This window comes from Actinomadura sp. WMMB 499 (assembly GCF_008824145.1).
Taxonomy (GTDB): Bacteria; Actinomycetota; Actinomycetes; order Streptosporangiales; family Streptosporangiaceae; genus Spirillospora.
Window position 1 is genome coordinate 8811205 of record NZ_CP044407.1, and the last position, 24417, is coordinate 8835621.

Annotated in this window: 23 protein-coding genes; 17 read left to right on the forward strand and 6 right to left on the reverse strand. The window is 72.8% G+C overall.

The genetic code is table 11. From position 1 onward, the window contains the following. Positions 1-51 precede the first annotated feature (51 nt). Both F7P10_RS40215 and F7P10_RS40220 read left to right on the forward strand, forming a co-directional pair. Positions 52-579, forward strand: coding sequence for an adenine phosphoribosyltransferase (locus F7P10_RS40215; protein ID WP_176611833.1), 528 nt, complete (start codon positions 52-54; stop codon positions 577-579). A 543-nt stretch (positions 580-1122) separates the two neighbouring features. Then, complete coding sequence (locus tag F7P10_RS40220) at positions 1123-3297, forward strand: bifunctional (p)ppGpp synthetase/guanosine-3',5'-bis(diphosphate) 3'-pyrophosphohydrolase (protein WP_176611834.1); 2175 nt, start codon at positions 1123-1125, stop codon at positions 3295-3297. A 154-nt stretch (positions 3298-3451) separates the two neighbouring features. On the opposite strand, the gene aspS is transcribed toward F7P10_RS40220, so the two are convergent. The 3 genes from aspS to F7P10_RS40235 are packed head-to-tail and all read right to left on the reverse strand — an operon-like array spanning position 3452 to position 7188. Continuing rightward, positions 3452-5212 carry an aspartate--tRNA ligase gene (aspS, locus tag F7P10_RS40225; protein ID WP_151017222.1) on the reverse strand — a complete coding sequence of 587 codons (1761 nt, stop codon included), beginning with the start codon at positions 5210-5212 and terminating at the stop codon, positions 3452-3454. Further along, on the reverse strand, positions 5209-6477 hold the full coding sequence (gene hisS, locus F7P10_RS40230; protein WP_151017223.1) for a histidine--tRNA ligase: 1269 nt from the start codon (positions 6475-6477) through the stop codon (positions 5209-5211). Before hisS ends, aspS begins: the two co-directional genes overlap by 4 nt. A 15-nt stretch (positions 6478-6492) precedes the next feature. Then, positions 6493-7188, reverse strand: coding sequence for an MBL fold metallo-hydrolase (locus F7P10_RS40235; RefSeq protein WP_151017224.1), 696 nt, complete (start codon positions 7186-7188; stop codon positions 6493-6495). Positions 7189-7409: 221 nt separating this feature from the next. On the opposite strand from F7P10_RS40235, the gene F7P10_RS40240 reads away from it, so the two are divergent. Both F7P10_RS40240 and F7P10_RS40245 read left to right on the forward strand, forming a co-directional pair. After that, positions 7410-8192, forward strand: coding sequence for a peptidylprolyl isomerase (locus tag F7P10_RS40240; protein WP_151017225.1), 783 nt, complete (start codon positions 7410-7412; stop codon positions 8190-8192). Positions 8193-8274: 82 nt separating this feature from the next. Next, positions 8275-9510, forward strand: coding sequence for a DUF349 domain-containing protein (locus F7P10_RS40245; RefSeq protein WP_151017226.1), 1236 nt, complete (start codon positions 8275-8277; stop codon positions 9508-9510). 58 nt (positions 9511-9568) lie between these two features. Here F7P10_RS40245 and F7P10_RS40250 read toward each other — a convergent pair whose 3' ends face one another. The 3 genes from F7P10_RS40250 to F7P10_RS40260 all read right to left on the reverse strand — a co-directional run bounded on the left by F7P10_RS40250 (position 9569) and on the right by F7P10_RS40260 (position 11657). After that, positions 9569-10276: a DUF305 domain-containing protein gene (locus F7P10_RS40250; RefSeq protein ID WP_151017227.1), complete on the reverse strand. Its 708-nt coding sequence runs from the start codon at positions 10274-10276 to the stop codon at positions 9569-9571. Continuing rightward, the gene (locus tag F7P10_RS40255; protein ID WP_151017228.1) at positions 10273-10908 is read right to left on the reverse strand and encodes a DUF3105 domain-containing protein; all 636 of its coding nucleotides are present in this window, start codon (positions 10906-10908) and stop codon (positions 10273-10275) included. The genes F7P10_RS40250 and F7P10_RS40255 overlap by 4 nt, the downstream gene beginning before the upstream one ends. Positions 10909-11000: 92 nt before the next feature. Continuing rightward, positions 11001-11657 carry a hypothetical protein gene (locus F7P10_RS40260; RefSeq protein WP_151017229.1) on the reverse strand — a complete coding sequence of 219 codons (657 nt, stop codon included), beginning with the start codon at positions 11655-11657 and terminating at the stop codon, positions 11001-11003. A gap of 258 nt (positions 11658-11915) precedes the next feature. On the opposite strand from F7P10_RS40260, the gene F7P10_RS40265 reads away from it, so the two are divergent. The 13 genes from F7P10_RS40265 to F7P10_RS40325 all read left to right on the forward strand — a co-directional run bounded on the left by F7P10_RS40265 (position 11916) and on the right by F7P10_RS40325 (position 24378). Beyond that, positions 11916-13217 carry a replication-associated recombination protein A gene (locus tag F7P10_RS40265; protein WP_254716858.1) on the forward strand — a complete coding sequence of 434 codons (1302 nt, stop codon included), beginning with the start codon at positions 11916-11918 and terminating at the stop codon, positions 13215-13217. 240 nt (positions 13218-13457) lie between these two features. Next, a complete protein-coding gene (locus F7P10_RS40270) occupies positions 13458-13889 on the forward strand; it encodes a DUF948 domain-containing protein (RefSeq protein ID WP_151017230.1) in 432 nt (143 codons plus the stop codon). After that, the gene (locus tag F7P10_RS40275; RefSeq protein ID WP_151017231.1) at positions 13886-14206 is read left to right on the forward strand and encodes a hypothetical protein; all 321 of its coding nucleotides are present in this window, start codon (positions 13886-13888) and stop codon (positions 14204-14206) included. Before F7P10_RS40270 ends, F7P10_RS40275 begins: the two co-directional genes overlap by 4 nt. A 1-nt stretch (position 14207) precedes the next feature. Next, a complete protein-coding gene (alaS, locus tag F7P10_RS40280) occupies positions 14208-16877 on the forward strand; it encodes an alanine--tRNA ligase (protein WP_151017232.1) in 2670 nt (889 codons plus the stop codon). Between the two features lie 88 nt (positions 16878-16965). After that, positions 16966-17424 (forward strand): Holliday junction resolvase RuvX, encoded by a 459-nt coding sequence (gene ruvX, locus F7P10_RS40285; RefSeq protein WP_151017233.1) that lies wholly within the window; start codon positions 16966-16968, stop codon positions 17422-17424. Continuing rightward, complete coding sequence (gene mltG / locus F7P10_RS40290) at positions 17421-18575, forward strand: endolytic transglycosylase MltG (RefSeq protein ID WP_151017234.1); 1155 nt, start codon at positions 17421-17423, stop codon at positions 18573-18575. The genes ruvX and mltG overlap by 4 nt, the downstream gene beginning before the upstream one ends. 151 nt (positions 18576-18726) lie before the next feature. Beyond that, positions 18727-19569 carry a shikimate dehydrogenase gene (locus tag F7P10_RS40295; protein WP_151017235.1) on the forward strand — a complete coding sequence of 281 codons (843 nt, stop codon included), beginning with the start codon at positions 18727-18729 and terminating at the stop codon, positions 19567-19569. A gap of 490 nt (positions 19570-20059) precedes the next feature. Next, positions 20060-20572, forward strand: coding sequence for a translation initiation factor IF-3 (infC, locus tag F7P10_RS40300; protein ID WP_254716267.1), 513 nt, complete (start codon positions 20060-20062; stop codon positions 20570-20572). Between the two features lie 299 nt (positions 20573-20871). Continuing rightward, positions 20872-21066 (forward strand): 50S ribosomal protein L35, encoded by a 195-nt coding sequence (gene rpmI / locus F7P10_RS40305; RefSeq protein WP_026404187.1) that lies wholly within the window; start codon positions 20872-20874, stop codon positions 21064-21066. 70 nt (positions 21067-21136) lie between these two features. Continuing rightward, positions 21137-21511, forward strand: coding sequence for a 50S ribosomal protein L20 (gene rplT, locus F7P10_RS40310; RefSeq protein WP_151017237.1), 375 nt, complete (start codon positions 21137-21139; stop codon positions 21509-21511). A gap of 34 nt (positions 21512-21545) precedes the next feature. After that, positions 21546-22361, forward strand: coding sequence for an RNA methyltransferase (locus F7P10_RS40315; RefSeq protein WP_151017238.1), 816 nt, complete (start codon positions 21546-21548; stop codon positions 22359-22361). 241 nt (positions 22362-22602) lie between these two features. Further along, on the forward strand, positions 22603-23046 hold the full coding sequence (locus F7P10_RS40320; protein WP_151017239.1) for an STAS domain-containing protein: 444 nt from the start codon (positions 22603-22605) through the stop codon (positions 23044-23046). Positions 23047-23313: 267 nt separating this feature from the next. After that, positions 23314-24378: an ATP-binding protein gene (locus F7P10_RS40325; RefSeq protein WP_254716268.1), complete on the forward strand. Its 1065-nt coding sequence runs from the start codon at positions 23314-23316 to the stop codon at positions 24376-24378. Positions 24379-24417: the final 39 nt, after the last annotated feature.

Here is a 24417-nt window from a genome sequence, read left to right on the forward strand (position 1 = left end):
GCGGTGCCCGCACGGGCGGTAGGAAGCAACGAACGTCTCAGGGGGCGAACGATGGTGGATCTCGGCAAGCTGATCGAGGAGCGGGTCCGCGACGTGGAGGACTATCCCAAGCCGGGAGTGGTCTTCAAGGACATCACGCCGCTGCTGGCCGACCACGTCGCCTTCGCGGGCGTCGTGGACGCCATCGTCAACCATCACGGCCGCGGCACCATCGACAAGATCGTCGGGATCGAGGCTCGCGGCTTCATCCTCGCCGCCCCCGTCGCCTACCACTTCGGGGCGGGGTTCGTGCCCGTCCGCAAGAAGGGCAAACTGCCCGCCCGGACGCACGCGGCCACCTACGATCTCGAGTACGGGACGGAGACGATCGAGATCCACGCGGACGCCTTCGAGGCGGGCGACCGCGTCCTGATCGTCGACGACGTCCTGGCCACCGGCGGGACGGCCCGCGCCGCCGCCGACCTCGTCCGGCGCTGCGGCGGCGAGGTCGCCGGACTCTCCGTCCTGCTGGAGCTGTCGTTCCTGCACGGGCGCGACAAGGTCGGGAATCTCGACGTCCACTCACTGGTTACCGTCTAACACGGAAGTCGCGCCGGATACACTGGCGCAATCGAGCCCGGTGGGGACGGGCGCTCACCCGCGGGGCGGACGGTTCGGGGCGCCCGCATGAACCGAGGAGGCTGAGTGCCCGGTGAGGTGGCATCGACCGGCGCGGTGAGCGAGGCCGCGGAGAAACCCGCGGCCGGGGCCCGCCCCGCGACGCCGGCCGCCGGCGAGGCGGCCGCTGACCGTGCGGTGCCCGCCGCCCCGGCCGCAAGCCCCAACGGCGATACCGCGGAAGGCGCCCCTCCGAAAGGCGACTCCCCGGAAGGCCGATCCTCGAAAGGCGACCTCCCGAAAGGCGACCCCCCGAAAGGCGAGCCCCCGACGGGCGGGCCCGCCGAGGACGGCACCGCGACCGGCGCCGCCAACGGCGCGGCAGCGGCCCCGGCGGAACCTCGCGGGGCCGCTTCCCCCACCGAGGAGGACCCCGCCCAGGGTGCCTCCGCGACCACCGTCCCGCCGTCCGCCGCCCGGGTGCGCCGCAGGCTCGCCAGGCTGGGCGCCCAGCGCGGAACCGCCATGAACCCGGTACTCGAACCACTGATCAAAACGGTCCGCAACACGCATCCGAAGGCGGACCTCCGGCTCATCGAACGCGCCTACGACGTCGCGGCGCACTACCACCGGCACCAGAAGCGCAAGAGCGGCGACCCCTACATCACCCACCCCCTCGCCGTCGCCACGATCCTCGCCGAACTGGGCATGAACACCGAGACGCTCTGCGCGGCCCTGCTGCACGACACCGTCGAGGACACCCCCTACAGCCTGGACGAGCTCACCTCCGAGTTCGGCGACGAGATCGCCGCGCTGGTCGACGGCGTCACCAAGCTCGACAAGGTCAAGTACGGCGAGGCCGCCGAGGCCGAGACCGTCCGCAAGATGGTCGTGGCGATGTCCCGCGACATCCGCGTCCTGGTGATCAAGCTCGGTGACCGGCTGCACAACATGCGCACCCTGCGCTACATGCCGCGGCACAAGCAGGAGAAGAAGGCCCGCGAGACGCTCGAGGTGTTCGCGCCGCTCGCGCACCGCCTCGGGATGAACACCCTGAAATGGGAGCTGGAGGACCTCGCGTTCGCCACGCTGTACCCCAAGCGGTTCGACGAGATCGCCCGGCTGGTGTCCGAACGCGCCCCGCGCCGTGACGTCTACCTGCAGGAAGTGATCGAGAACGTCTCCACCGACCTGCGCGAGGCCCGGATCAAGGCCACCGTCACGGGACGGCCGAAGCACTACTACTCGATCTACCAGAAGATGATCGCCCGGGACGTCAGCTTCGACGACATCTACGATCTCGTCGGCATCCGGGTGCTGGTCGACAGCGTCCGCGACTGCTACGCCGCCCTCGGCTCGATCCACGCGCGATGGAACCCGGTCCCCGGCCGGTTCAAGGACTACATCGCGATGCCGAAGTTCAACATGTACCAGTCGCTGCACACCACGGTGATCGGGCCCGGCGGCAAGCCGGTCGAGCTGCAGATCCGCACGTGGGGGATGCACCGCCGCGCCGAGTACGGCGTCGCGGCGCACTGGAAGTACAAGGAGGAGACGGTCGGCGGCCGCCGCGCCGGCGACATGCAGTGGCTGCGGCAGCTCCTCGACTGGCAGAAGGAGACCGCCGACCCGGCCGAGTTCCTGGAGTCCCTCCGGTTCGACCTGTCGGTCTCCGAGGTGTTCGTCTTCACCCCGAAGGGCGACGTCATCGCGCTGCCGCAGGGCGCCACCCCCGTCGACTTCGCGTACGCGATCCACACCGAGGTCGGGCACCGATGTATCGGCGCCCGCGTCAACGGACGCCTCGTCCCCCTCGAATCGACCCTCGACAACGGCGACACCGTCGAGGTCTTCACCTCCAAGTCGCAGGACGCCGGGCCCAGCCGCGACTGGCTCGGGTTCGTCAAGAGCGCCCGCGCCCGCAACAAGATCAAGCACTGGTTCTCCAAGGAGCGCCGCGACACCGCGATCGAGTCCGGCAAGGACGCCATCGCCCGCGCGATGCGCAAGCAGAACATGCCGCTGCAGCGCATGATGTCCGGGGAGGCGCTGCTCGCCCTCGCCCACGACATGCGCTACCCGGACGTGTCCTCCCTTTACGCCGCCGTCGGCGAGAGCCAGGTCTCCGCGCAGCACGTCGTGCAGCGCCTCGTCGACGCCCTCGGCGGCGTGGAGAGCGCCGAGGAGGACCTGGCCGAGATCGCGCTGCCGACGCGCCGCAAGCGCAACCGGCCCGCGGGCGACCCCGGTGTGGTCGTCGCCGACGACCCGGACGTGTGGGTGCGCCTGTCCCGCTGCTGCACGCCCGTCCCCGGGGACGAGATCGTCGGCTTCGTCACCCGCGGCCACGGCGTCTCGGTGCACCGCAGCGACTGCGCCAACGTCGGGAGCCTCCGGAACCAGCCCGACCGGCTGATCGACGTCAAGTGGTCCCCGGGCGAGGACTCGGTCTTCCTCGTGGCCATCCAGGTGGAGGCCCTCGACCGTCCGCGGCTGCTGTCCGACGTCACCCGGGTGCTGTCCGACCAGCACGTCAACATCCTGTCCGCCTCGGTCACCACCACCCGCGACCGCGTCGCCGTCAGCCGCTTCACCTTCGAGATGGGCGACCCGAAGCACCTCGGGCACGTCCTCAAGGCGGTCCGGTCGATCGACGGCGTGTACGACGTCTACCGGGTGACGAGCGGCGCCGTGCGCTGAAACGGGGGCGTCGGCCTCCGCTCCGCCAGGGCTCCGCTCCGGCCGCCGCGGGGAACGCGCCGCCTCGCCCGTTTCCGCGCCCGCCCGGGTCGGCGGTGGGGGAATGCGGGAGGGCGGTCGCCGGTCGGCGACCGCCCTCATGCGCGGGTTCGGGTCAGCCCTCGGCGGGCTCGTCCTCGGGGATCACGTCGACCCCCGCCTCCTTGCGCTGCTGCGGGGTGATCGGCGTGGGCGCGGCGGTCAGCGGGTCGAAGCCGGACGCCGCCTTCGGGAAGGCGATGACGTCGCGGATGGACTCCTGGCCGGCGAGCAGCATGACCACGCGGTCCCAGCCGAACGCGATACCGCCGTGCGGGGGCGGGCCGAACTTGAACGCCTCCAGCAGGAAGCCGAACTTCGACTCGGCCTCCTCCTTCGTCAGGCCGAGGATGTCGAACACCCGCTGCTGCATCTCGGCGCGGTGGATACGCAGCGAGCCGCCGCCGATCTCGTTGCCGTTCAGCACGAGGTCGTAGGCGTTGGCGAGCGCCGAGCCCGGGTCGTCCTGGAAGGTGTCGGCGAATTCCGGCTTCGGCGCGGTGAACGGGTGGTGCACCGACGTCCAGCCGATGCGCTCGCCCTTGTCGTCCTCGACCGGCTCGAAGATCGGGGCGTCCACGACCCAGACGAACTCCCACGCGGACGCGTCGATCAGCTCGCAGCGGCGGCCGATCTCCAGGCGGGCGGCGCCCAGCAACTCCTGCATGGCGTGCCGCCGTCCGGCGCCGAAGAAGACCGCGTCGCCGGGGGACGCGCCGGTCTTCGCGGCCAGGCCGTCCTTCTCGGCGTCCGACAGGTTCTTGGCGACCGGCCCGCCGAGGGTGCCGTCCGGCTGGACGAGGACGTACGCGAGGCCGCGGGCGCCGCGGGCCTTCGCCCAGTCCTGCCAGCCGTCCAGCTCCTTGCGGGTCTGGGCGGCGCCGCCGGGCATCACGACCGCGCCGACGTAGGGGGCCTGGAACACCCGGAACGAGGTGTCGGCGAAGTAGTCGGTCAGGTCGGTCAGCTCGTTGCCGAACCGCAGGTCGGGCTTGTCCGAGCCGTACCGCGACATGGCGTCGGCGTAGGTGATGTGGGGGATCGGCCGCGGGATCTCGTACCCGGCGATCTCCTTCCACAGCCGCGCGACGAGGTCCTCGCCGACGCGCAGGACGTCGTCCTGGTCGGCGAACGACATCTCGATGTCGATCTGGGTGAACTCCGGCTGCCGGTCGGCGCGGAAGTCCTCGTCGCGGTAGCAGCGCGCGATCTGGTAGTAGCGCTCCAGCCCGCCGACCATGAGCAGCTGCTTGAACAGCTGCGGCGACTGCGGCAGCGCGTACCAGTGGCCCGGCTTGAGCCGGACGGGCACGAGGAAGTCGCGGGCACCCTCGGGCGTCGAGCGGGTCAGCGTCGGCGTCTCGACGTTGACGAAGCCGTGCTCGCGCATCACCTCGTGGGTGAGGAACGACGCCTCCGACCGGACGCGCATGGCGTGCGCCACCGCGTCGCGGCGGATATCGAGGTAGCGGTACTTGAGCCGGATCTCCTCGTTGACGTTGACGTCGCCCTCGATGGGGAACGGCAGCGGCGCGGCCTCCGAGAGCACCTCGATCGTCGAGGCGGCGACCTCGATGTCGCCGGTGGGCAGCTCGGGGTTCTCGTTGCCCTCCGGCCGGATGCGGACCTCGCCGACGACCTTCACGCAGAACTCCGAGCGCAGGTCGTGCGCCGCGTCGTCCTCCCGGAAGACGACCTGCGCGGTGCCGGACGCGTCGCGCAGGTCGATGAACGTGACGCCGCCGTGGTCGCGGCGGCGGGCCACCCAGCCGGCCAGCGTGACCTGCTGCCCCGCGTGCTCCCCGCGGAGCGTCCCCGCCTCGTGCGAGCGGATCATTTCGAGAGCCTTTCTTTCAACGTCGTGACGATGTCGGCGAGGGGGACGGCGGTCTGCTCGCCCTCGGCCAGATCCTTGACCTGGGCGACGCCGTCCGCGATATCTCGCTCACCGAGGATCACGGCGTACCGGGCGCCGGAACGGTCCGCGTCCTTCATGGCGCCCTTGAGCTTCTTGCCGCCGAAGGCCGCGTCGGCGGCGACCCCGGCCCGCCGCAGCTCGGCGACGAGCGCGAACACGCGCCGCTCGGCGGCCTCGCCCAGCGGCACCCCGAACGCCTCGCAGCGCGGCCGGGCGGCGAACCCGGCGCCCTCGGCCTCGAGCGCGAGGATCGTCCGGTCCAGGCCGAGCCCGAAGCCGATGCCGGGCAGCGGCGGGCCGCCGATGTCCTCCGACAGCCCGTCGTAGCGGCCGCCGCCGCCGATGCCCGACTGGGCGCCGAGCAGCGGGTGGTCGAACTCGTAGGTCGTCCGGGTGTAGTAGTCCAGGCCGCGCACCAGGGTGGGGGTGTCCTCCCACTCGATGCCGAGATCGGCCAGCAGTTCCCGGACGCGGTCGTGGTGCGCCTTGCACGCCGCGCACAGGTGGTCGGCCATCAGCGGCGCGTCCGCGACCTGCTCGCGGACCTGGGGGCGCTTGTCGTCCAGCACCCGCAGCGGGTTGATCTCGATGCGGGCGCGGGTGGCCTCGTCCAGGTCCAGGCCGCGCAGGAACTCCTGCAGCCGCGCCCGGTAGGCGGGACGGCACTCGCGGCAGCCCAGCGAGTTCAGCAGCAGCCTGACCTGCGTCAGCCCGAGGGAGCGGTACCAGTTCGCGGCGATGGCGATCGTCTCGGCGTCGACCCGCGGGTCCTCGCTGCCGATCGCCTCCAGGTCGAGCTGGTAGAACTGCCGGTAGCGGCCCTGCTGCGGACGCTCGGCGCGGAACGCCGCACCGGTCGTCCAGACCTTGACCGGCAGCGCGCCCTGCTTGTGCAGGCCGTTCTCCAGGACGCACCGCAGGACGGACGCGGTGAACTCGGGCCGCAGCGTCAGCGACCGGCCGCCGCGGTCCTCGAACGTGTACATCTCCTTGGACACCACGTCGGTGGACTCGCCGACGCCGCGGCGGAACAGGTTGGTGTCCTCGAAGACGGCCAGTTCCAGGTAGCCGTATCCGGCCAGCCGCGCCTGCTCGGCGAACGCCTCGCGGACCGCGTACAGCAGGTCCGCGCGCGGCGGGACGTATTCACTGACCCCCTTGGGGGCCTGGAAGCTCGAACTCATGATGTGTGAAGGTCTCTAGAATCCCTTGTGGGGCCCGTCGGCGGGCGCGGTGTCCGCGAGGAACGGGTTGGTGACGCGCTCGCGGCCGATTGTGGTCTGGGGGCCGTGGCCGGGCAGGACGGCGGTCTCGTCGGGCATCGACAGGCACACCCGCGCCAGGCTGGCGAGGATCTGCTCGTGCGACCCGCCCGGCAGGTCGGTGCGGCCGATCGACCCGGCGAACAGCAGGTCTCCCGAGAACATCACGTCGGGGAGCTCCTGCGTCGCGGGCGTCCGGAAGGTCACCGACCCGGGGGTATGGCCCGGTGCGTGATCGACCGTGAAGCGCAGCCCGGCGAGTTGCATCTCGGCGCCGTCGGCCAGTTCCCGCACGTCGTCCGGCTCGGTCAGCTCGAGGCCGCCGAACAACTGCTGCCCCGGGCCGAGCGACAGCCCCTTGGCCGGATCGCTCAGCAGGTCGCGGTCGTCCGGATGGACGAACGCGGGCACGCCCTTCGCGCCGCACACCGGGGCCACCGACCACACGTGGTCGAGGTGGCCGTGGGTCAGCAGGACCGCGACCGGCTTCAGCCGATGCTCGCGCAGGATCTCGTCGATGCCTGCCTCGGCGTCCTGGCCGGGGTCGATGATGACGCACTCCTCACCCGCGGCGGGTGCCACGATGTAGCAGTTCGCGGCGAAAGATCCAGCGGGGAACCCGGCGACGAGCACGGCCGTCCTTCCTTTGAACCATCTCGATGGGCGTGTTCGAGGGTACCGGCGCGCCCGCGGCGACCGCGAACGAGATAGGGCGATCGCCGTGTCGCGGAGCGTGTTCCCGTGAGGCGGAAGGGTGACCCCGTTCCCCGGCGTCCGTTTTACGGCGCTTTTACGCGCCGGTACCGCTACTATGCGCTGCACGTTCACCTGATCACAGCGAAAGGGCATGGCCAGTGGCGGGGAAGGACCGCAAGAAAGAGCTCGCGCGGCAGCGCTACGAGCGCCAGCAGCAGCGCCGGGCGGCCGAGGCGGCCAGGGCGCGGAAGCTGAAGGTGTTCGGCTCGGCCGCCGCGGTGGCGGTGATCGCGCTCGGCGGGGCCGGGATCCTCCTGTTCACCGGTGAGGACGAGCCGTCCGGGGAGAACGCCGCGGCCGAGGCGACCGCCGCGGCGGCGAACGGCGAGTGCGTCTACACCCCGTCCGAGGAGCCGGGGGCGCCCGAGGACCTCGGCACCCCGCCCGCGAAGCCCGCTCGCACGGGGACGGTGAACGCGACCGTCAAGACGAACCAGGGCGAGGTCGTCCTGCAACTGGACGGCAAGAACGCGCCCTGCACCGTGAACTCGTTCGCGTTCCTGACGGAGAAGAACTACTACGACGACAGCCCGTGCCACCGGCTCACCAGCGGCGGGCTCAACGTCCTGCAGTGCGGCGACCCGACCGGCCAGGGGACGGGCGGCCCCGGCTACAAGTACGCCGACGAGAACCTCGACGGCGCGACGTACGGGAAGGGCACCCTCGCCATGGCGAACTCGGGGCCCGGCACGAACGGCAGCCAGTTCTTCATGGTCTACGAGGATTCGCAGCTCCCGCCCGACTACACCGTGTTCGGCAAGATCACCACGGGTATGGACGTGCTGGAGAAGATCGCCGCCGCGGGTTCGGACCCCGAGGGCGACGGGGCGCCCAAGAAGAAGGTCACGATCGAGGACGTGACGGTCGCCGCCGCCGGGTGACCGGAATCCGGCGAACGGGATACTAAGGTGTGGAGGGTCCGAAGGCTGTGAGCATCTCGGACCCGCGATTCAGGAGGCAAGGGTGTCCAGCGCGACCGATCCATGGGGCCGGGTGGACGAGGACGGCACCGTCTATGTGCGGACGGCCGACGGCGAGCGGGTCGTCGGATCCTGGCAGGCGGGCGCGCCCGAAGAGGCCCTGGCCTACTACAAGCGCAAGTACGACGCGCTCGTCACCGAGATCGGGCTGCTCGAGCAGCGCGTCCGCACGACCGACCTGCAGCCCGCCCAGGCCGAGCAGACCATCGGCCGCCTGCGCGAGGCGGTGACCGAGGCCGCCGCGGTCGGCGACCTCGACGCGCTGGCCCGCCGGCTCGACGGGCTCACCGAGCGGGTCGGGCGGCGCCGCGAGGAGGTCAAGGCGCAGCGCGAGCAGCACCGGCACGAGGCGCGCGAGGTCAAGGAGCGCATCGTCGCCGAGGCGGAGCGCATCGCCGTCGAGGAGACCCACTGGAAGAACGGCGGGGAGCGGCTCCGGCAGCTCGTCGAGGAGTGGAAGGCCGCCGACCGCATCGACCGGCCCACCGAGACGTCGCTGTGGAAGCGGCTGTCGGCCGCCCGGAACGCCTTCACCAAGCGGCGCAAGGCGTACTTCTCGACGCTGGACGAGCAGCGCGAGGACGCCCGCCGGGAGAAGGAGCGGCTGGTCGCCGAGGCGGAGGCGATGACCGGCTCCACCGACTGGGGCGACACGGCCGCGGCCTACCGCGACCTGATGCGCCGCTGGAAGCTCGCCGGGCGCGCGACCCGGGACGCCGAAGAGGACCTGTGGGCCCGCTTCAAGGGCGCCCAGGACACCTTCTTCCAGGCCCGCAGCGCCGCGTTCGCCGAGCGCGACGCCGAGTTCCGCGGGAACGCGGAGGAGAAGGAGAAGATCCTCGCCGAGGCGGAGCGGCTGCTGCCCGTCCGGGACGTCCGGCAGGCCCGGCAGGCGCTGCGCACGATCCAGGAGCGCTGGGAGGCGGCCGGGATGGTGCCGCGCGACCAGCGCGACCGTCTCGAGGGCCGGCTCCGCAAGATCGAGGAGACCGTCCGCGGCGCCGAGGAGAACGAGTGGCGGCGCACCAACCCCGAGGCCCGCGCCCGCGCCGAGGCCACGGTCGCGCAACTGCGCAGCTCCATCGACCAGCTCCAGGCGCGCCTCGACAAGGCCCGCGGCGCCGGCCGCGACCGTGACGCCAAGGACGCGGAGGAGGCGCTCACCGCCCGCCGCGCGTGGCTGGAGGAGGCCGAGCGGACGCTCGCCGAGTTCTCCTGACCTCGCCGATCCTCCGCCGATCCGCCGCCGGCCCGCCCCGGGGGCGGGCCGGCGCGGCTCAGGCGGGGCCTTCGGGCGGGGACGCGCCGCGCTCGCGGAGCATCCCCGCCATCAGCCCGATCTCCGCCTGCTGCCCCTCGACCATCGTCCGGGCCAGCCGCCGCACCCGCTCGTGATCGGTGCGGCCCAGAATCGCCCCGGCCATGTCCACGCCCGAGCGATGGTGGACGATCATCAGGCGGAGAAAGCGCACCTCCGCGTCCCGGCCCGACGCACGCTCGAGGGCGGCGAGCTGTTCCGGCGTCGCCATCCCCGGCATCCGCCCGCCCGGCGCGGCGGACGCGGCCCCGTGGCCGCCGTGCCCCGACATCCAGCGCATCCGGCCGCCCGGATCCGCCTTCGGCAGCTCCCACTCGTCCAGCCAGGCCGTCATCATGCCGATCTGCTGCGACTGGGTGTTGGCGATGTCGTAGGCCAGCAGCCGGACCCGCTCGTCGTCGGTGCGGTCCCGCACGATGAACGACATCTGCACGGCCTGGGCGTGATGGGTGCTCATGTCGCGCGCGAACCCGGCCTCGGGATCGGCGGTGCCCGGCCGTCCCGACCGCAGCGCGGCCAGGCCGGCGAGGGCGACCGCGCCCACCAGCACGGCCACGGCGAGGACGACGGTGACCCGCCGCCCCCGCCCTCCGCCGGGCGGCTCGGCGGTCCCGCCGGGGCGGACGCCGTCCGCCCCGGCGGGACCGCCCGCCCGTGGGGACGTCACGGAGCCGCCTTGGCGCCGGTGCAGGCCGCGCCCGGCTCGGGGGTCTGCGGGCCCTTCACGAACGCCCGCAGGAACTCGTCCAGCCGCCCGTCGCCGGCGTCCTGCAGGTCGAGCCGGCTGCCCCAGGCGGTGAGGGTGATCGGGGAGTCCTGGGACGGGTACGGGCTCATGAACGTGTAGCTCGTCGACTCGACCTTCTCCCGCAGCGCCTCGACCTGCCCGGCGGCCAGGTCCGGCCGGTGGGTGACCCAGACGGCGCCGTGCTCCAGGGAGTGCACGGCGTTCTCGTCGCGCAGCGCCCGGTCGTAGACGATGCCGTCGCAGTTCTGCCACATCGGGTCGTGCTCCCCGCCCATCGGCGGCGCGTCCGGGTAGTCGACGTCGTCCGTCGTGTGGTCGCGGCTGAGGTCGTCCCTGGCGACCACGCCCGCGATGGACGATCCGCCGTCCGCGGCCGACGACCTGGTCTGCAGGAAGGCGTAGGAGATGGCGAAGACGGCCACCACGCCGATCACCGTGAAGAAGGCGATGCCGCCCCAGGGCACCTGCGGCTGCGTGAGGGCGTTCTTCTTCGCGTTGCCGCTCCTGGCGTTCTTGTTGCGGGCGTTCTTGTTGCGGGCGCTCTTGGACATGAGAGCGGTCCTCTCGGGGTCGGTTCGGCTGGTCGGGGGACGCGAAGCCGCGCCGTGCCGCGTCGAGGCGGTACGGCGGCGCGGCCGGTCCGTTACAGCCGGAGGACCTGGAGGGCGGCGAGGGAGGGTGCGGCGAGCACGCCGCCGGCGGGCGGGGCGGGAACGCGGCCGCTGCGGGCCGGCAGCCGCAGGATCGGGCGGCGGCCACCGCCCGAGAACCCGAGGGCCAGCAGCGTCAGCAGGACCGCCAGGCACAGGCAGACGTCCCCAGCGGGCGGCCCCGGCAGATCGAGCGGCCCCGGCGCCGCGTCCGCGTGAACGGCCGCGACAGGGCCGCCGAGAGCACCGGAGACACCGCCGAACACCGGGTCCGCCGCTGAGCCGGACACGACGCCGGACACGACGCCGGACGCGGAGAGGGGCACGGGACCCGGACCCGTTGCGGCACCGGACCCCGGGTTCGACGGGAGACCCGGTACCGGCCCGGAGAGACCGGACGGGGCGCCCGAGTCGGAGACCGCGGCCGGCAAGGCCGCCGCCGGCGCGGGGGCGGCCGGTGCGGCGGCGCTCGCGGAGAGGGGCGCGGTGACGGCGTGCTCGGTGCAGATCCGCACCGGCGGCGCGTGCCCGAGCCCGTAGCCGGCCACCAGCCCGGCCACGACGAACAGCGCGACGAGCAGGCCCGCGAGCCCGCTCCACCTCTTCGGCCGCAACGCCGCCGTCCTCGACTCGGTCACTGACTCGGTCACTTCCCGCTTTCTCCTCCGGGGCATTTCAACGTGCCCGCCCGCTCCTCGGTTCCCGCGATCGCCGGGGGATCGGCGCGTCCCCGGGGGAGATAATGTCGGAGCGTGACCAGCAGGGCGGAATCGGGCCAAGCGGAAAGCCTGTTCGACGATCCGGAGATCGCGGGCGGCGCCCGCGGCGACACGGTGGGTGACGCCGCAGGTGGGCCCGCCGCCTCCGGCGCGGCCGCGGGAACGGACGGGCAGCCGCTCGCCGTCCGCATGCGCCCGCGCGGCCTCGACGAGGTCGTCGGGCAGGGGCACCTGCTCGGCCCGGGCACCCCGATCCGGCAGCTGGTCGACCGGGACGCCCCGATGTCGCTCGTCCTGTGGGGCCCGCCCGGCACCGGCAAGACGACCCTCGCCACGGTCGTCAGCCACGTCACCTCCCGCCGGTTCGTCGAGGTCTCCGCCGTCAGCGACGGCGTCAAGCGGGTCCGCGCGGAGATCGACCTGGCGCGCCGCGAGCTCGGCATGACCGGCCGGCAGACCGTCCTGTTCGTCGACGAGGTGCACCGGTTCAACAAGGCCCAGCAGGACGCGCTGCTCCCGGCCGTGGAGAACCGGTGGGTGTCGTTCATCGGCGCTACCACCGAGAACCCGTTCTTCTCGGTGATCAGCCCCCTGCTGTCGCGGTCGCTGCTGCTCACCCTGGAGCCGCTCGGCGACGACGCGCTGCGCGAGGTGGTCGCGCGGGCGATCGACGAGGAACGCGGCCTCGGCGGGACCGTCCGCCTCGACCCCGCCGCCGAGGACCATCTCGTCCGCCTCGCGGGCGGCGACGCCCGCCGGGCCCTCACCTACCTGGAGGCCGCCGCGCTCGTCGTGGACCGCGGGCCGGACGCGGACACGGACGCGGACACGGACGCGGGAGGGCGGGCGGACGTCCCGGTGATCGATCCCGGCGTGCTGGAGCGGGCCGTCGATCGCGCGGCCGTCCGCTACGACCGGGAGGGGGACCAGCACTACGACGTCATCAGCGCGTTCATCAAGAGCATCCGCGGCAGCGACGTGGACGCCGCGCTGCACTACCTCGCCCGGATGATCGAGGCCGGCGAGGACCCGCGGTTCATCGCGCGGCGGCTGATCGTGCACGCCAGCGAGGACGTCGGGATGGCCGACCCGACCGCCCTGCAGACGGCGGTGGCGGCGGCGCAGGCCGTCGAGTTCGTCGGCCTGCCCGAGGCGCGGATCAACCTCGCGCAGGCGGTGATCCATCTCTCCCTGGCACCCAAGTCCAACGCGGTGATCACGGCGGTGGACGGGGCGCTGGGCGACGTCCGGAAGGGGCTCGCCGGTCCCGTCCCCGGGCACCTGCGCGACTCCCACTACAAGGGCGCCGCCAAGATCGGCCACGGGGAGGGCTACAAGTACGCGCACGACCACCCCGGCGGCGTCGTCCGGCAGCAGTACGCGCCCGACGCGGTGGACGGCCGGCAGTACTATCGCCCGACCCGGCACGGCGCCGAGTCCCGCTTCACCGAGGTTCTCGCTCGGATCCGCTCGGTGCTGCGGGGGAGCTGAGACCATGCGGGAAGCCGCGCGTCGGCGGCGCGGGGGAGCGACACCCGAAACGGCCCGGAGTGCGGTGCTCCCGGCAACCGGTGCCCGATCCCGATAATCTTGGGCGTGACGCCCCGGGTGCGGGGTCTGTGCCGCGGGGGGCCGGACCGGATCGCCCGGTAGGGTCGGTCGGCATGCCGGCCGGCGCGGGCCGGCCGAAAGCCCGGCCCCGGCCGAACACACAGCGAACGGAAAGCCCTGATGCTCACTGGTGGACAGGTTGCCGGCCTCATCGTGGCCGTGTTCTGGGCGGTGCTCGTCGCGTTCGTCGCGTTCACGCTGCTGAAGCTGGCCCGGCTCCTCGACGAGGCCGGCAAGGTCGTCCGCGACATCGGCGACCAGGCCGGTCCGCTGCTGGACGACATGACGCGCACGGTCAAGCGCGCCGACGAGCAGCTCGGCCGCACCGACGTCATCACCAAGCAGGTCGCCGGCGTCACGCAGAACGTCTCGGCCGTCACCACCGTCATGACGTCGGTGGTGGGCGGTCCGCTGGTAAAGGCCGCCGCGTTCTCCTACGGGGTCCGCAAGGCCATCGGCAGCCGCGAGGGCGAGGGACGGCCCGCCGACACCGGCCGGCCGCGGCTGGAGTCGGGCCGCGGCGCCCGCAAGGGCGGAAGGGGACGCCGGTGAAGCGGCTGTTCTGGCTCTCGGTCGGCGCGGGCGCCGGCGTCTACGCCACGCACCGCGTCAAGCGCCGCGTCGAGCGGTTCGCGCGCTCGCTGACCCCGGAGAGCGTCGCGGCGCGCGCCGTGTCCTCCGGGCAGGGCGCGGGCGAGCGGCTGAAGCTGTTCGCCGCGGACGTCCGCACCGAGATGCGGGCCCGCGAGGACGAGCTGCGCGAGGCTGTCCGCATGGACCAGGCTCCGCCCGAGCAGGACGCCGCCCGGCCGCACCGGGTGCTGCGCGGGCGATACACGATCATCGATGACGACAAGGATGGCCACTGATATGGAGTCGGCAGAGGTCGCACGCCGCTTCCTCAAGTTCTTCGAAGAGCGCGGGCACACGGTGGTGCCGTCGGCCAGCCTGATCGCCGAGGATCCCACGCTGCTGCTGGTCAACGCCGGCATGGTCCCGTTCAAGCCGTACTTCCTCGGCCAGCGGACCCCGCCCTCGCAGCGGATGACCAGCGCCCAGAAGTGCGTGCGGACCCCCGACATCGAAGAGGTCGGCAGGACCACCCGGCACGCCACCTTCTTCCAGATGCTGGGCAACTTCTCCATCGGGGACTACTTCAAGGAGCAGGCGATCCCGTTCGCCTGGGAGCTGCTGACCCGCTCCCGCGAGGACGGCGGCTTCGGGTTCCCCGAAGAGAAGCTGTGGGTGACCGTCTTCGAGAACGACGACGAGGCCCGCGACATCTGGCACGACAAGGTCGGCGTCCCCCTCGACCGCATCCAGCGGCGCGGCATGGAGGACAACTTCTGGTCGATGGGCGTGCCGGGCCCGTGCGGCCCGTGCTCGGAGATCTACTACGACCGCGGTCCCCAGTACGGCCGCGAGGGCGGCCCGGTCGCCGACGAGGACCGCTACCTCGAGGTGTGGAACCTCGTCTTCATGCAGTTCGAGCGGGGCCCGGGCGAGAGCAAGAACGACTTCCCGATCCTCGGCGACCTGCCCGCCAAGAACATCGACACCGGCATGGGCCTGGAGCGCATGGCGGCGATCCTGCAGGGCGTCGACAACATCTACGAGACCGACACCCTCTGGCGCGTGCTGGACCGCGCCGCCGGCCTGACCGGCGCCCGCTACGGCCGCGACCACCGCGCGGACGTGTCCCTGCGCGTCATCGCCGACCACGTCCGCAGCGGCACGATGATGGTCGCCGACGGGATCCGGCCCGGCAACGAGGGGCGCGGCTACGTGCTGCGCCGCATCCTGCGCCGTTCCATCCGCAACCTGCGGCTGCTCGGCGGCGAGGACGCCGGGCTGATGCACGAGCTGACCGCCGTCGCGGTCGCCGCGATGGGCGAGCAGTACCCCGAGCTGATCCGCACCGCCGCGAACATCCACGCGGTCATCGACGCCGAGGAGGAGTCCTTCCTCCAGACGCTGCGCACCGGCACCGCGATCTTCGACACCGCGGTCGCCGAGACCAAGCGGTCCGGCGGGCCGGCGCTGCCCGGCGAGCAGGCCTTCAAGCTGCACGACACCTACGGCTTCCCCATCGACCTGACGCTGGAGATGGCCGCCGAGCAGGGCCTGCGGGTCGACGAGGACGGATTCCGGCGGCTCATGCAGGAGCAGCGGGACCGCGCCAAGAAGGACGCCCGCGACAAGAAGACCGGCAACCTCGACGTCTCCGTCCTCGACACGCTGCTGACCGGCGCGGGCGGGCAGGTCGACTTCACCGGCTACAGCGAGGTCACCGGCGAGGCCCGTCTCGTGGGCCTGCTGATCAACGGCGCCGGGGCGCAGGCCGCGGGCGAGGGCACCGACGTCGAGGTCGTCCTCGACCGCACGCCCTTCTACGCCGAGGGCGGCGGCCAGCTCGCCGACCACGGCGTGATCCGGCTCGGCAACGGAGCCGTCATCGAGATCAACGACGTGCAGGCACCGCTGCCGGGACTGATCGTGCACCGCGGCCGCGTCCGCAGCGGCGAGGCGCAGGCCGGGGACTCCGCGTACGCCGAGATCGAGATCGAGCGGCGCCGCGCGATCTCCCGCTCGCACAGCGCGACGCACATGGTGCACGCCGGGTTCCGCCGGGCGCTCGGCGAGTCCGCCGCGCAGGCCGGGTCGGAGAACTCGCCGGGCCGGTTCCGGTTCGACTTCACCGCCACCGGTGCCGTCCCGGAGAGCGTGCTGCGCGACGTCGAGGACGAGGTCAACGAGGTCCTGGTCGGCGACCACGACGTCCGCGCCTTCCACACCTCGATCGACGAGGCCCGCGCCATGGGCGCCCTCGCGCTGTTCGGCGAGAAGTACGGGGACGAGGTGCGCGTCGTCGAGATCGGCGACTACTCCCGCGAGCTGTGCGGCGGCACCCACGTCGCCCGGTCCGGTCAGCTCGGCCTGGTCAAGGTGCTCGGCGAGTCGTCGATCGGCGCCGGCGTCCGCCGCGTCGAGGCCCTCGTCGGCATCGACGCGTTCCGCTTCCTCGCCCGCGAGAACGTCCTCGTCGCGCAGCTCGCCGAGCAGCTCAAGGCCCGCAAGGAGGAGCTGCCCGAGCGGATCTCCGGCATCGTGACCCGGCTGCGGGACGCCGAGAAGGAACTCGACCGCCTGCGCGCGGCGCAGGTCCTGCAGATCGCCGGCTCCCTCGCCGAGGGCGCCCGCGACCTCGGCGGGATCGCGTTCGCCGCGCACCGCGCCCCGGACGGCACCGGTGCGGACGACCTGCGCAAGCTCGCCGTGGACGTGCGCGGCCGGCTCACCGCCCGGCCGGCCGTGGTGATGATCGCGGGCGTCCCCAAGGACCGTCCCGTCGTGGTCGTCGCGGTCACCGAGGGCGCCCGCGAGCGCGGCCTGAAGGCCGGCGCGCTCGTCGGCCTGGCCGCCAAGGCGCTCGGCGGCGGCGGGGGCGGCAAGGACGACCTCGCCCAGGGCGGCGGCGCCGACCCGTCCGCCGTGGACGCCGCGATCGGCGCGGTCGAACGAGCCGTAGGGGCCGCGTGAGCCCCGCAGTCGGGGGTAGAAGGCTCCGGGGGAGCAAGGACCCGCGGGGCACGGCCCGCCGGTTCCCGACCGGGACGGGGGCCGGACGGTGAGGCCGGGGGTGCGCCTCGCCGTCGACGTCGGCAGTGTCCGCGTGGGCGTCGCGCGCTGCGATCCGGGCGGAGTCCTCGCCTCCCCGCTGGAGACCGTCAAGAGCGGGAAGGGGGACGTCGACCGGCTCGTGGAACTCGCCGCGGAGCATGAGGCGATCGAGGTCGTCGTGGGGCTGCCCACCACCCTGGCGGGCCGGGAGGGCCCGGCGGCGGAGGCCGCGCGGACCTTCGCGCGCCGCCTCGCGGGGCGGCTGCCCGACGGCGCGGTGCGGCTCTACGACGAACGCCTCACGACCGTGACGGCGGAGAGCGGCCTGCGCGCGGGGGGCGTGCGCGGCCGGGCCCGCCGCGCCGTCGTCGACCAGGCGGCGGCCGCCGTGCTGCTCCAGGCCGCACTTGACGCGGAGCGGTTGACTGGACGCCCCCCAGGCGAGATCGTCCGGGGAAGCTCATGAACGATTTGGACATTTTCTCAGAACCCCAGGACGGTCGGCAGGGCCGCCCGGCGAACCGCCGCGACCAGCGGCGGCTGCGCAAGAGGCAGAAACGCCGCCGCCGCAACGGCCGCGCGGCGGTGTTCTTCGCGCTGGCGTTCCTCGTCGCGGTCTTCGGCACCGCGGGCGTGCTCGGATTCGCGGTCCTGGACAACCGGCTCAACCCGCCGGACTACGACGGCGCCGGGACCGGGGATGTCACGGTCCAGGTGAAGGACGGTGCCAGCGGCACGGTGATCGCCGCGGCGCTGGAGGAGCACGACGTCGTCAAGAGCGCCCGCGCCTTCGTGAAGGTCTGGAACGCCGAGACGCGCTCGTCCAGCATCCAGCCGGGCTTCTACCAGATGCGCACGAAGATGTCGTCGAAGGCGGCCATGGCGATGCTGCTGGACCCCAAGTCCCGTGCGGGCAACCAGATCACCATCCCCGAGGGACGCCGCGCCACCGAGACGTACAAGCTGCTGTCGGACAAGACGGGAATCCCCGTCGAGGACTTCGCGGCGGCCGCGAAGAACACCGAGGAGCTCGGGCTGCCCGAGTACGCCGGCGGCAGGGTGGAGGGCTACCTGTTCCCCGGCCGCTACAACCTCGACCCGAACGGCTCGGCGGGCGACATCCTCAAGCAGATGGTGGCACGCTTCGTCGAGTACGCGGAGTCCTCCGGACTGGAGAGCAAGGCCGAGGAAGCCGATCTGGAGCCCGGGAAGGTCATCACGCTGGCGAGCCTCATCCAGGCCGAGGGCGGCCAGCCGTCCGACCTGCCGAAGATCTCCCGGGTGATCTACAACCGGATCGAGAAGGGCATGAAGCTCCAGTTCGACACGACCGTGGTCTACGCGCTGAACCGGCGCGGGCTGACGGTGACCGAGAAGGAAACCCTGATCGACCACCCGTACAACACCTACAAGCACAGCGGACTGACGCCGGGCCCGATCAGCAATCCGGGCGAGGACGCGATCGACGCGGCGCTGAACCCGGAGGAGGGGGAGTGGCTGTACTTCGTCGCCACCGACCCCACCAACAAGATCACGAAGTTCGCCGTGACCTGGGAGGAAGCCGAGAAGATCACGCAGGAGTTCCGCGAGTGGCAGCGGCGGAACCCCGGGCAGTGAACCCGGCTTGAGAGACCGGGACGGGCCGGTGCGGCGCGGGGCTCCCGCCGCACCGGCCCGCCGTTCATGAGGTCCGTGCGAGAGGACCCCCTTCATGAGGAACCGTTCATGAGGTCCCGTTCATGAGGACCAACGAGACGAAGGAGGCAGGGTGAGCGTCACCGGCCGCCGGGCGGCGGTGCTCGGGTCGCCGATCGCGCATTCGCTGTCCCCGGTGCTGCACCGGGCGGCGTACACGGCGATGGGACTGGACGGCACGTGGTCCTACGAGGCCGTCGAGTGCGGCGAGCCGGAGCTGGCGGGATTCCTGGACGGTCTCGGCCCCGAGTGGGCCGGGCTGTCGCTGACGATGCCGCTCAAGCGCGTCGCGCTCGATCTCGCCGACTCGGTGACCGACCTCGCGGCCGGGGTCGGCGGCGCGAACACGCTCGTCCTGCGGGACGGGCGCCGCATCGCCGACAACACCGACGTGCACGGCATCGTCGCCGCGCTCACCGAGGCTGGCGTCGCGGCGCCCGGGGCGGCGCCCGCGACCGCGCTCGTCCTGGGCGGCGGGGCGACCGCCGCCTCCGCGCTGGCCGCCCTGGCCCGGCTCGGCACCGCCGAAGCGGTCCTGGCCGTCCGCACGCCCGGACGCGCCGCCGAGACGGTCGCGGTGGGGGAGCGGTTCGGCCTGGTGGTCAAGGTCGTCCCGCTCGACCGGGTCCGCGACCACCTCCCGGCGGAGCTGGTGGTCTCGACGCTGCCGGGACGCGCCGCCGACGCGTTCGCCGGACCCGTCGCGGCCTCTCGCGCGGCCCTGTTCGACGTCCTGTACGCGCCGTGGCCCACCGCTCTGGCCGGGGCCGTGGCCCGGGCGGGCGGGACGGTCGTCGGCGGCTTCCCGATGCTGCTGCACCAGGCCGTCCGGCAGGTGGCGCTGATGACCGGCCGCGACGACGTCCCGGTCGAGGCGATGCGGGCCGCCGGGGAGGCCGAACTGGCCCGCCGCTGAGACCCGCGGTCGCCGGGGGCGGGAATTCCGGGGGCTCCCCGGCGGTTGACCATCGTGACGCCGGTGACCGGCGTACCTCACTCGACGCCCGGCTCGCCCGCCGCGTCCCGCCGTCGGCGCGGCGGACGCGGCGAAGCGAATCTCCGGGTCGGGCTTCCGGACGCCCCCGGCGGTGGTAGTCTTGGTGGCCGACCGGCCCTGTGCGCGCGATCGTTCAGATCGTGGGCGCCGGGCGCTCAAGCGGAGGCCATCTCCCACCTGACCGGCCGGAAGGGCCGGTGGGTAACGGTCCGGCGAACGGACGCGACGCGTCCGGTGCGCCGTCGTCCCCGAGCGGCAGTCCGTCCGGGGAGACCGAAGGTGGCCCCGTATGCGAGTCGTGCGGGGCTTTTCTCGTGGGAAGCCTCAGGGTACGACCGGTCCCAGAACTTGAGAACGGCCCCAAGGAGGTCCCATCAGCGCCGAACCGCGTATCAACGACCGCATTCGCGTGCCCGAGGTCCGGCTCGTCGGCCCGAACGGCGAACAGGTGGGCATCGTGCCCATCGCCAAGGCCCTTGAAATCGCGCGCGAGTCGGACCTCGACCTCGTCGAGGTGGCGCCCACCGCGCGTCCGCCCGTCGCGAGGCTCATGGACTACGGCAAGTTCAAGTACGAGTCCGCGATGAAGGCCCGTGAGGCGCGGAAGAACCAGGCGCACACGGTCATCAAGGAGATCAAGCTCCGCCCGAAGATCGACCCGCACGACTACGAGACCAAGAAGGGTCACGTGGTGCGGTTCCTGAAGGCCGGGGACAAGGTGAAGGTCACGATCATGTTCCGTGGTCGTGAGCAGTCCCGCCCGGAGCTGGGGCGCCGGCTCCTGCAGCGGCTGGCCGACGACGTCGAGGAGCTCGGCTTCGTCGAGTCGCGGCCCAAGCAGGACGGCCGGAATATGATCATGGTGATCGGTCCGCACAAGAAGAAGACCGCGCGCGGGCAGGAAGAGTCCGGCACCGCCTGAACGGCGGCCGGGCGCGACGCCTGAACGGCGGCGCTCTCGGCCCGGCTCCGGCCGGGCCGACGCCGGGACTCCCGGGGGTGGCGCCCCCGAGAAGGACCGGCCCGGGCCCGCCGCCACGGCGGGCTCGAACCATGGCCTCGCGGCTGCGCGAGACCGACATGCACGTACATTGACGCCTGACCAGGCGCGTCACGCGGGACACGGGCGCGGTGCACGCCGCGCCGCCGTGCGATGCGCCGATCAGGCGCGCCTCCGTGCCGCCGCACGGAGGACCGGGAACGAGGGAGACGACGGCGACCATGCCGAAGACGAAGACCCACAGCGGTGCCAAGAAGCGGTTCAAGCTGACCGGCTCCGGCAAGGTGATGCGCCGCCGCGCCAACAAGAACCACCTGCTCGAGCACAAGCCGTCCAAGCGGACCCGCCGCCTCGACGGCCCGGCCGTGGTGGCCGACGCCGACGCCAAGAACATCAAGAAGCTGCTGCGCAAGTAGCGCTCGACCGGCAACATCAGCGACCGGCCGGGACCAGGACGGCCCCGGCCCCCACGAAGGAGTTCAGCACGTGGCACGCGTGAAGCGGGCGGTCAATTCCGCCAAGAAGCGTCGGGTCGTCCTTGAGCGGTCGAGCGGCTACCGCGGCCAGCGGTCGCGCCTGTACCGCAAGGCCAAGGAGCAGCAGCTCCACTCGATGACCTACGCCTTCCGGGACCGCAAGGACCGCAAGGGCCAGTTCCGCCGGCTGTGGATCCAGCGGATCAACGCCGCCGCCCGCGCCAACGGCATCACCTACAACCGGTTCATCCAGGGGCTCAAGGCCGCCGAGATCGAGGTCGACCGGCGCATGCTGGCCGAGCTGGCGGTCAACGACGCCGCCGCCTTCGCCGCCCTCGTGCAGGTGGCCAAGGACGCCCTCCCGGCCGAAGGGAAGGCCGCCTGAGCCGGCCCGCCGGCGACAAGGCGAACACAGCGATATGGCGGGCCGCGAGCTGACCTCCCTGCGATCACCACGGGTGAAGTCCGCTCGGCGGCTCGCCAAGCGCGCCTTCCGCCGCCGGGAACGCCGGTTCCTCGCCGAGGGGCCGCAGGCGGTGCGGGAGGCGCTGCGGATCCCGGGCGGCCTCGCCGAGCTGTTCACCACGGCCGAGGCCGAGTCCCGGCATCCCGACCTCGTAGCCGCCGCCGAGCGGGCCGGTGTCCCGGTGCTGAGGGTGAGCGGGGAAGTGATGGCCGAACTCGCCCAGACCGTCACGCCGCAGGGGCTGCTCGCGGTCTGCGGGTTCGTCGACGTCCCGCTGGCCGGGGCGCTGGAGACGCGGCCCCGGCTGGTCACCGTCCTCGCGCACGTCCGCGACCCCGGCAACGCCGGGACGGTCCTGCGCACCGCCGACGCTGCCGGATCGGACTCGGTCGTCTTCACCGACGCGTCCGTCGACCCCTACAACGGCAAGTGCGTGCGCGCGTCCGCGGGGAGCCTGTTCCACCTGCCGGTCGTCGTCGGTCCCAGGTTCGACGCGCTGATCCCCGAACTGAGGAACGCCGGGCTGACCGTGCTGGCTGCGGACGGAGCGGGCGAACGCACCCTCGACACCGCCATCGACGACGGCGTGCTCGACCGGCCCACGGCCTGGGTGTTCGGCAACGAGGCCTGGGGGCTGCCCGACGAGATCCTCGAGAACGTCGACGAGGTCGTGCGCGTCCCGATCTACGGGCGCGCGGAGAGCCTCAACCTGGCGACGGCCGCGGCCGTGTGCCTCTACGCGTCCGCCCGGGCGCACCGCGGCGGCTGACCCGCGACTGCGTTCCGTGGCCGGATGGCCGCATCAGGTCGCCGAACCGGCCGCGAACCGCCGCTCCGCCTGGGACAATGGACGCCTCCGTGGACGCGTTGGCGGGGGCCGTCCCGTGCCGTGCCTCGTCCGTAAGTAGGACGAGAAGTTGGACCGGCGAGGGAGTACGCGCGATCCACCGGATGCCTACTGTGATGACCAGGGCGGCAATGACGCCGCGCGGACTGGGGGCGAAAACGTGATGACCAAGAACGCGGCCGGACGGGCCGGCAGGCCGGGGCCGGAGATCAGATGCACCGGCACCGCCGTCCTCGCGCCGCCGCGCGACGCCGCCGCACCGGCGGCGCTCCCCGGCCTGGAGATCGACCTCGGCCGGGTGCGGGGCGACACCGCGATCGTCGCGGTGTCGGGTGAGATCGACCTGCACACCGCCGACACGCTCCGCGCCCGCCTCGTCGCCCTGCACGCCTCCGGCCTGCGCAGCCTCGTCGTCGACTTCGCCGGCGTCGCGTTCTGCGACGCCACGGGCCTCGGCGCGCTCGTCGCCGCGCACAACGAGATCTCCGCCGGGGACGGCCGCATCGCCCTCGCCCGGGTCCGGCCCGCCCAGCGCCGCCTGCTCCGCATCACCGGCCTGCACCGTCTCTTCACGGTCCATAACGACCCCGACGAGGCGTTCGTCTGACCCGGACCGTTGAGCGACGGGGCCGGGACGGGCAGGGACGGGCGCGACGGCGCCGAGGCGAGCGCGGGGAGGCGCGAAGGATCGGGCGCGGGGCCGCGGGGGGCGCCGCCGGCCGCCGGGAAGGCCACAAAAGGCTTGCCTCACGGTCTTTCTCGGGTCCCCGGGGGTGCGGGACTGCCGATAGAGTCGTATCCGACAGGCCGCGTCCCCCTCGGTGTTCTGGAGGCCGCTTTGGGCGGAGAGGAACTCCCGCGCACGGCCGCGCGCGTGCCTGCGCCCGGCCCGCTGCGGGATCCGGCCGACGACCTGCCCGACGGCCTGCTGGTCGCCGACGGGCAGGCCCGGGTCGTGACCTTCAACGCCGCCGCCGAGCGCATGACCGGGATCGCCGCGCCGCACGCGATCGGCCGCGACTTCCGCGACGTCCTCCCGCTGCACGACGCGGAGGGCCGCGACTGGTGGAAGTGCCTCGCCCCCTACGAGGGGCTGTCCACCCGCACCCGCCACCCCGAGCAGACGCTCTTCCGTCCTGGTGGCGCGGAGCTGCTGGTGACGGCCGGGTACCGGCGCGACGCCGAGGGCCGGGTGGAACGATTCACCGTGTGCCTGCGCGACGCCCAGCAGCGCGCGCGGCGCGAACGCGACCGCGCCGACCTGGTGTCGACGGTCGCCCACGAGCTGCGGTCGCCGCTGACCAGCGTGAAGGGCTTCACCGCGACGCTGCTGGCCAAGTGGCACCGGTTCAACGACGACCAGAAGCGCGTCATGCTGGAGACCGTCAACGCCGACGCCGACCGGGTGACGCGGCTCATTACCGAGCTGCTCGACGTGTCCCGGATCGAGGCCGGTCGGCTGGAGATGCGCCGCCAGGTCGTCGACCTGGCCGAGGAGGCCCGCAAGGTCATCGCCGGACGGGTCGCGGCCGGGGAGCCCGAGGAGCGGTTCCGGTTCGAGGCACGCGGTGAGCTGCCCGAGATGTGGCTCGACCCCGACAAGGTCGACCAGATCCTCGGAAACCTCGTGGAAAACGCGGTGCGGCACGGCGCCGGGACTGTAACAATCGTGGTGGAGCCGGACGCGCACAAGGAGGGGGCCGCCGTGTCGGTGCGGGACGAGGGCGAGGGCATTCCGCCCGAGGCCGTCCAGCGCGTCTTCCGGCAGTTCTGGCGCGGCCCCGGCGGCAACCGCCGCGGCGGAACCGGCCTCGGCCTCTACATCGTGAAGGGCCTCGTCGAGGCGCACGGCGGCGTGATCACCGTGCGGCGCGCGCCCGGCGGCGGCGCCGAGTTCCGATTTACCGTGCCCGCGGGGGCCCCCGACTACGCCGTCTGACCCGGCCCGGACCGGGCGGGGGGACGGGATCGGGCCCCG

Bases quoted from the DNA above. Each gene is read 5' to 3' on its own strand.
- F7P10_RS40220 (WP_176611834.1), top strand. From the start codon at position 1,123: ATGAACCCGGTACTCGAACCACTGATCAAAACGGTCCGCAACACGCAT.
- alaS (WP_151017232.1), top strand. From the start codon at position 14,208: ATGGAGTCGGCAGAGGTCGCACGCCGCTTCCTCAAGTTCTTCGAAGAG.
- F7P10_RS40255 (WP_151017228.1), bottom strand. From the start codon at position 10,908: ATGTCCAAGAGCGCCCGCAACAAGAACGCCCGCAACAAGAACGCCAGG.
- F7P10_RS40265 (WP_254716858.1), top strand. From the start codon at position 11,916: ATGCGCCCGCGCGGCCTCGACGAGGTCGTCGGGCAGGGGCACCTGCTC.
- aspS (WP_151017222.1), bottom strand. From the start codon at position 5,212: ATGATCCGCTCGCACGAGGCGGGGACGCTCCGCGGGGAGCACGCGGGG.
- mltG (WP_151017234.1), top strand. From the start codon at position 17,421: ATGAACGATTTGGACATTTTCTCAGAACCCCAGGACGGTCGGCAGGGC.
- F7P10_RS40270 (WP_151017230.1), top strand. From the start codon at position 13,458: ATGCTCACTGGTGGACAGGTTGCCGGCCTCATCGTGGCCGTGTTCTGG.
- rpmI (WP_026404187.1), top strand. From the start codon at position 20,872: ATGCCGAAGACGAAGACCCACAGCGGTGCCAAGAAGCGGTTCAAGCTG.
- hisS (WP_151017223.1), bottom strand. From the start codon at position 6,477: ATGAGTTCGAGCTTCCAGGCCCCCAAGGGGGTCAGTGAATACGTCCCG.
- F7P10_RS40315 (WP_151017238.1), top strand. From the start codon at position 21,546: ATGGCGGGCCGCGAGCTGACCTCCCTGCGATCACCACGGGTGAAGTCC.
- F7P10_RS40320 (WP_151017239.1), top strand. From the start codon at position 22,603: ATGACCAAGAACGCGGCCGGACGGGCCGGCAGGCCGGGGCCGGAGATC.
- F7P10_RS40215 (WP_176611833.1), top strand. From the start codon at position 52: ATGGTGGATCTCGGCAAGCTGATCGAGGAGCGGGTCCGCGACGTGGAG.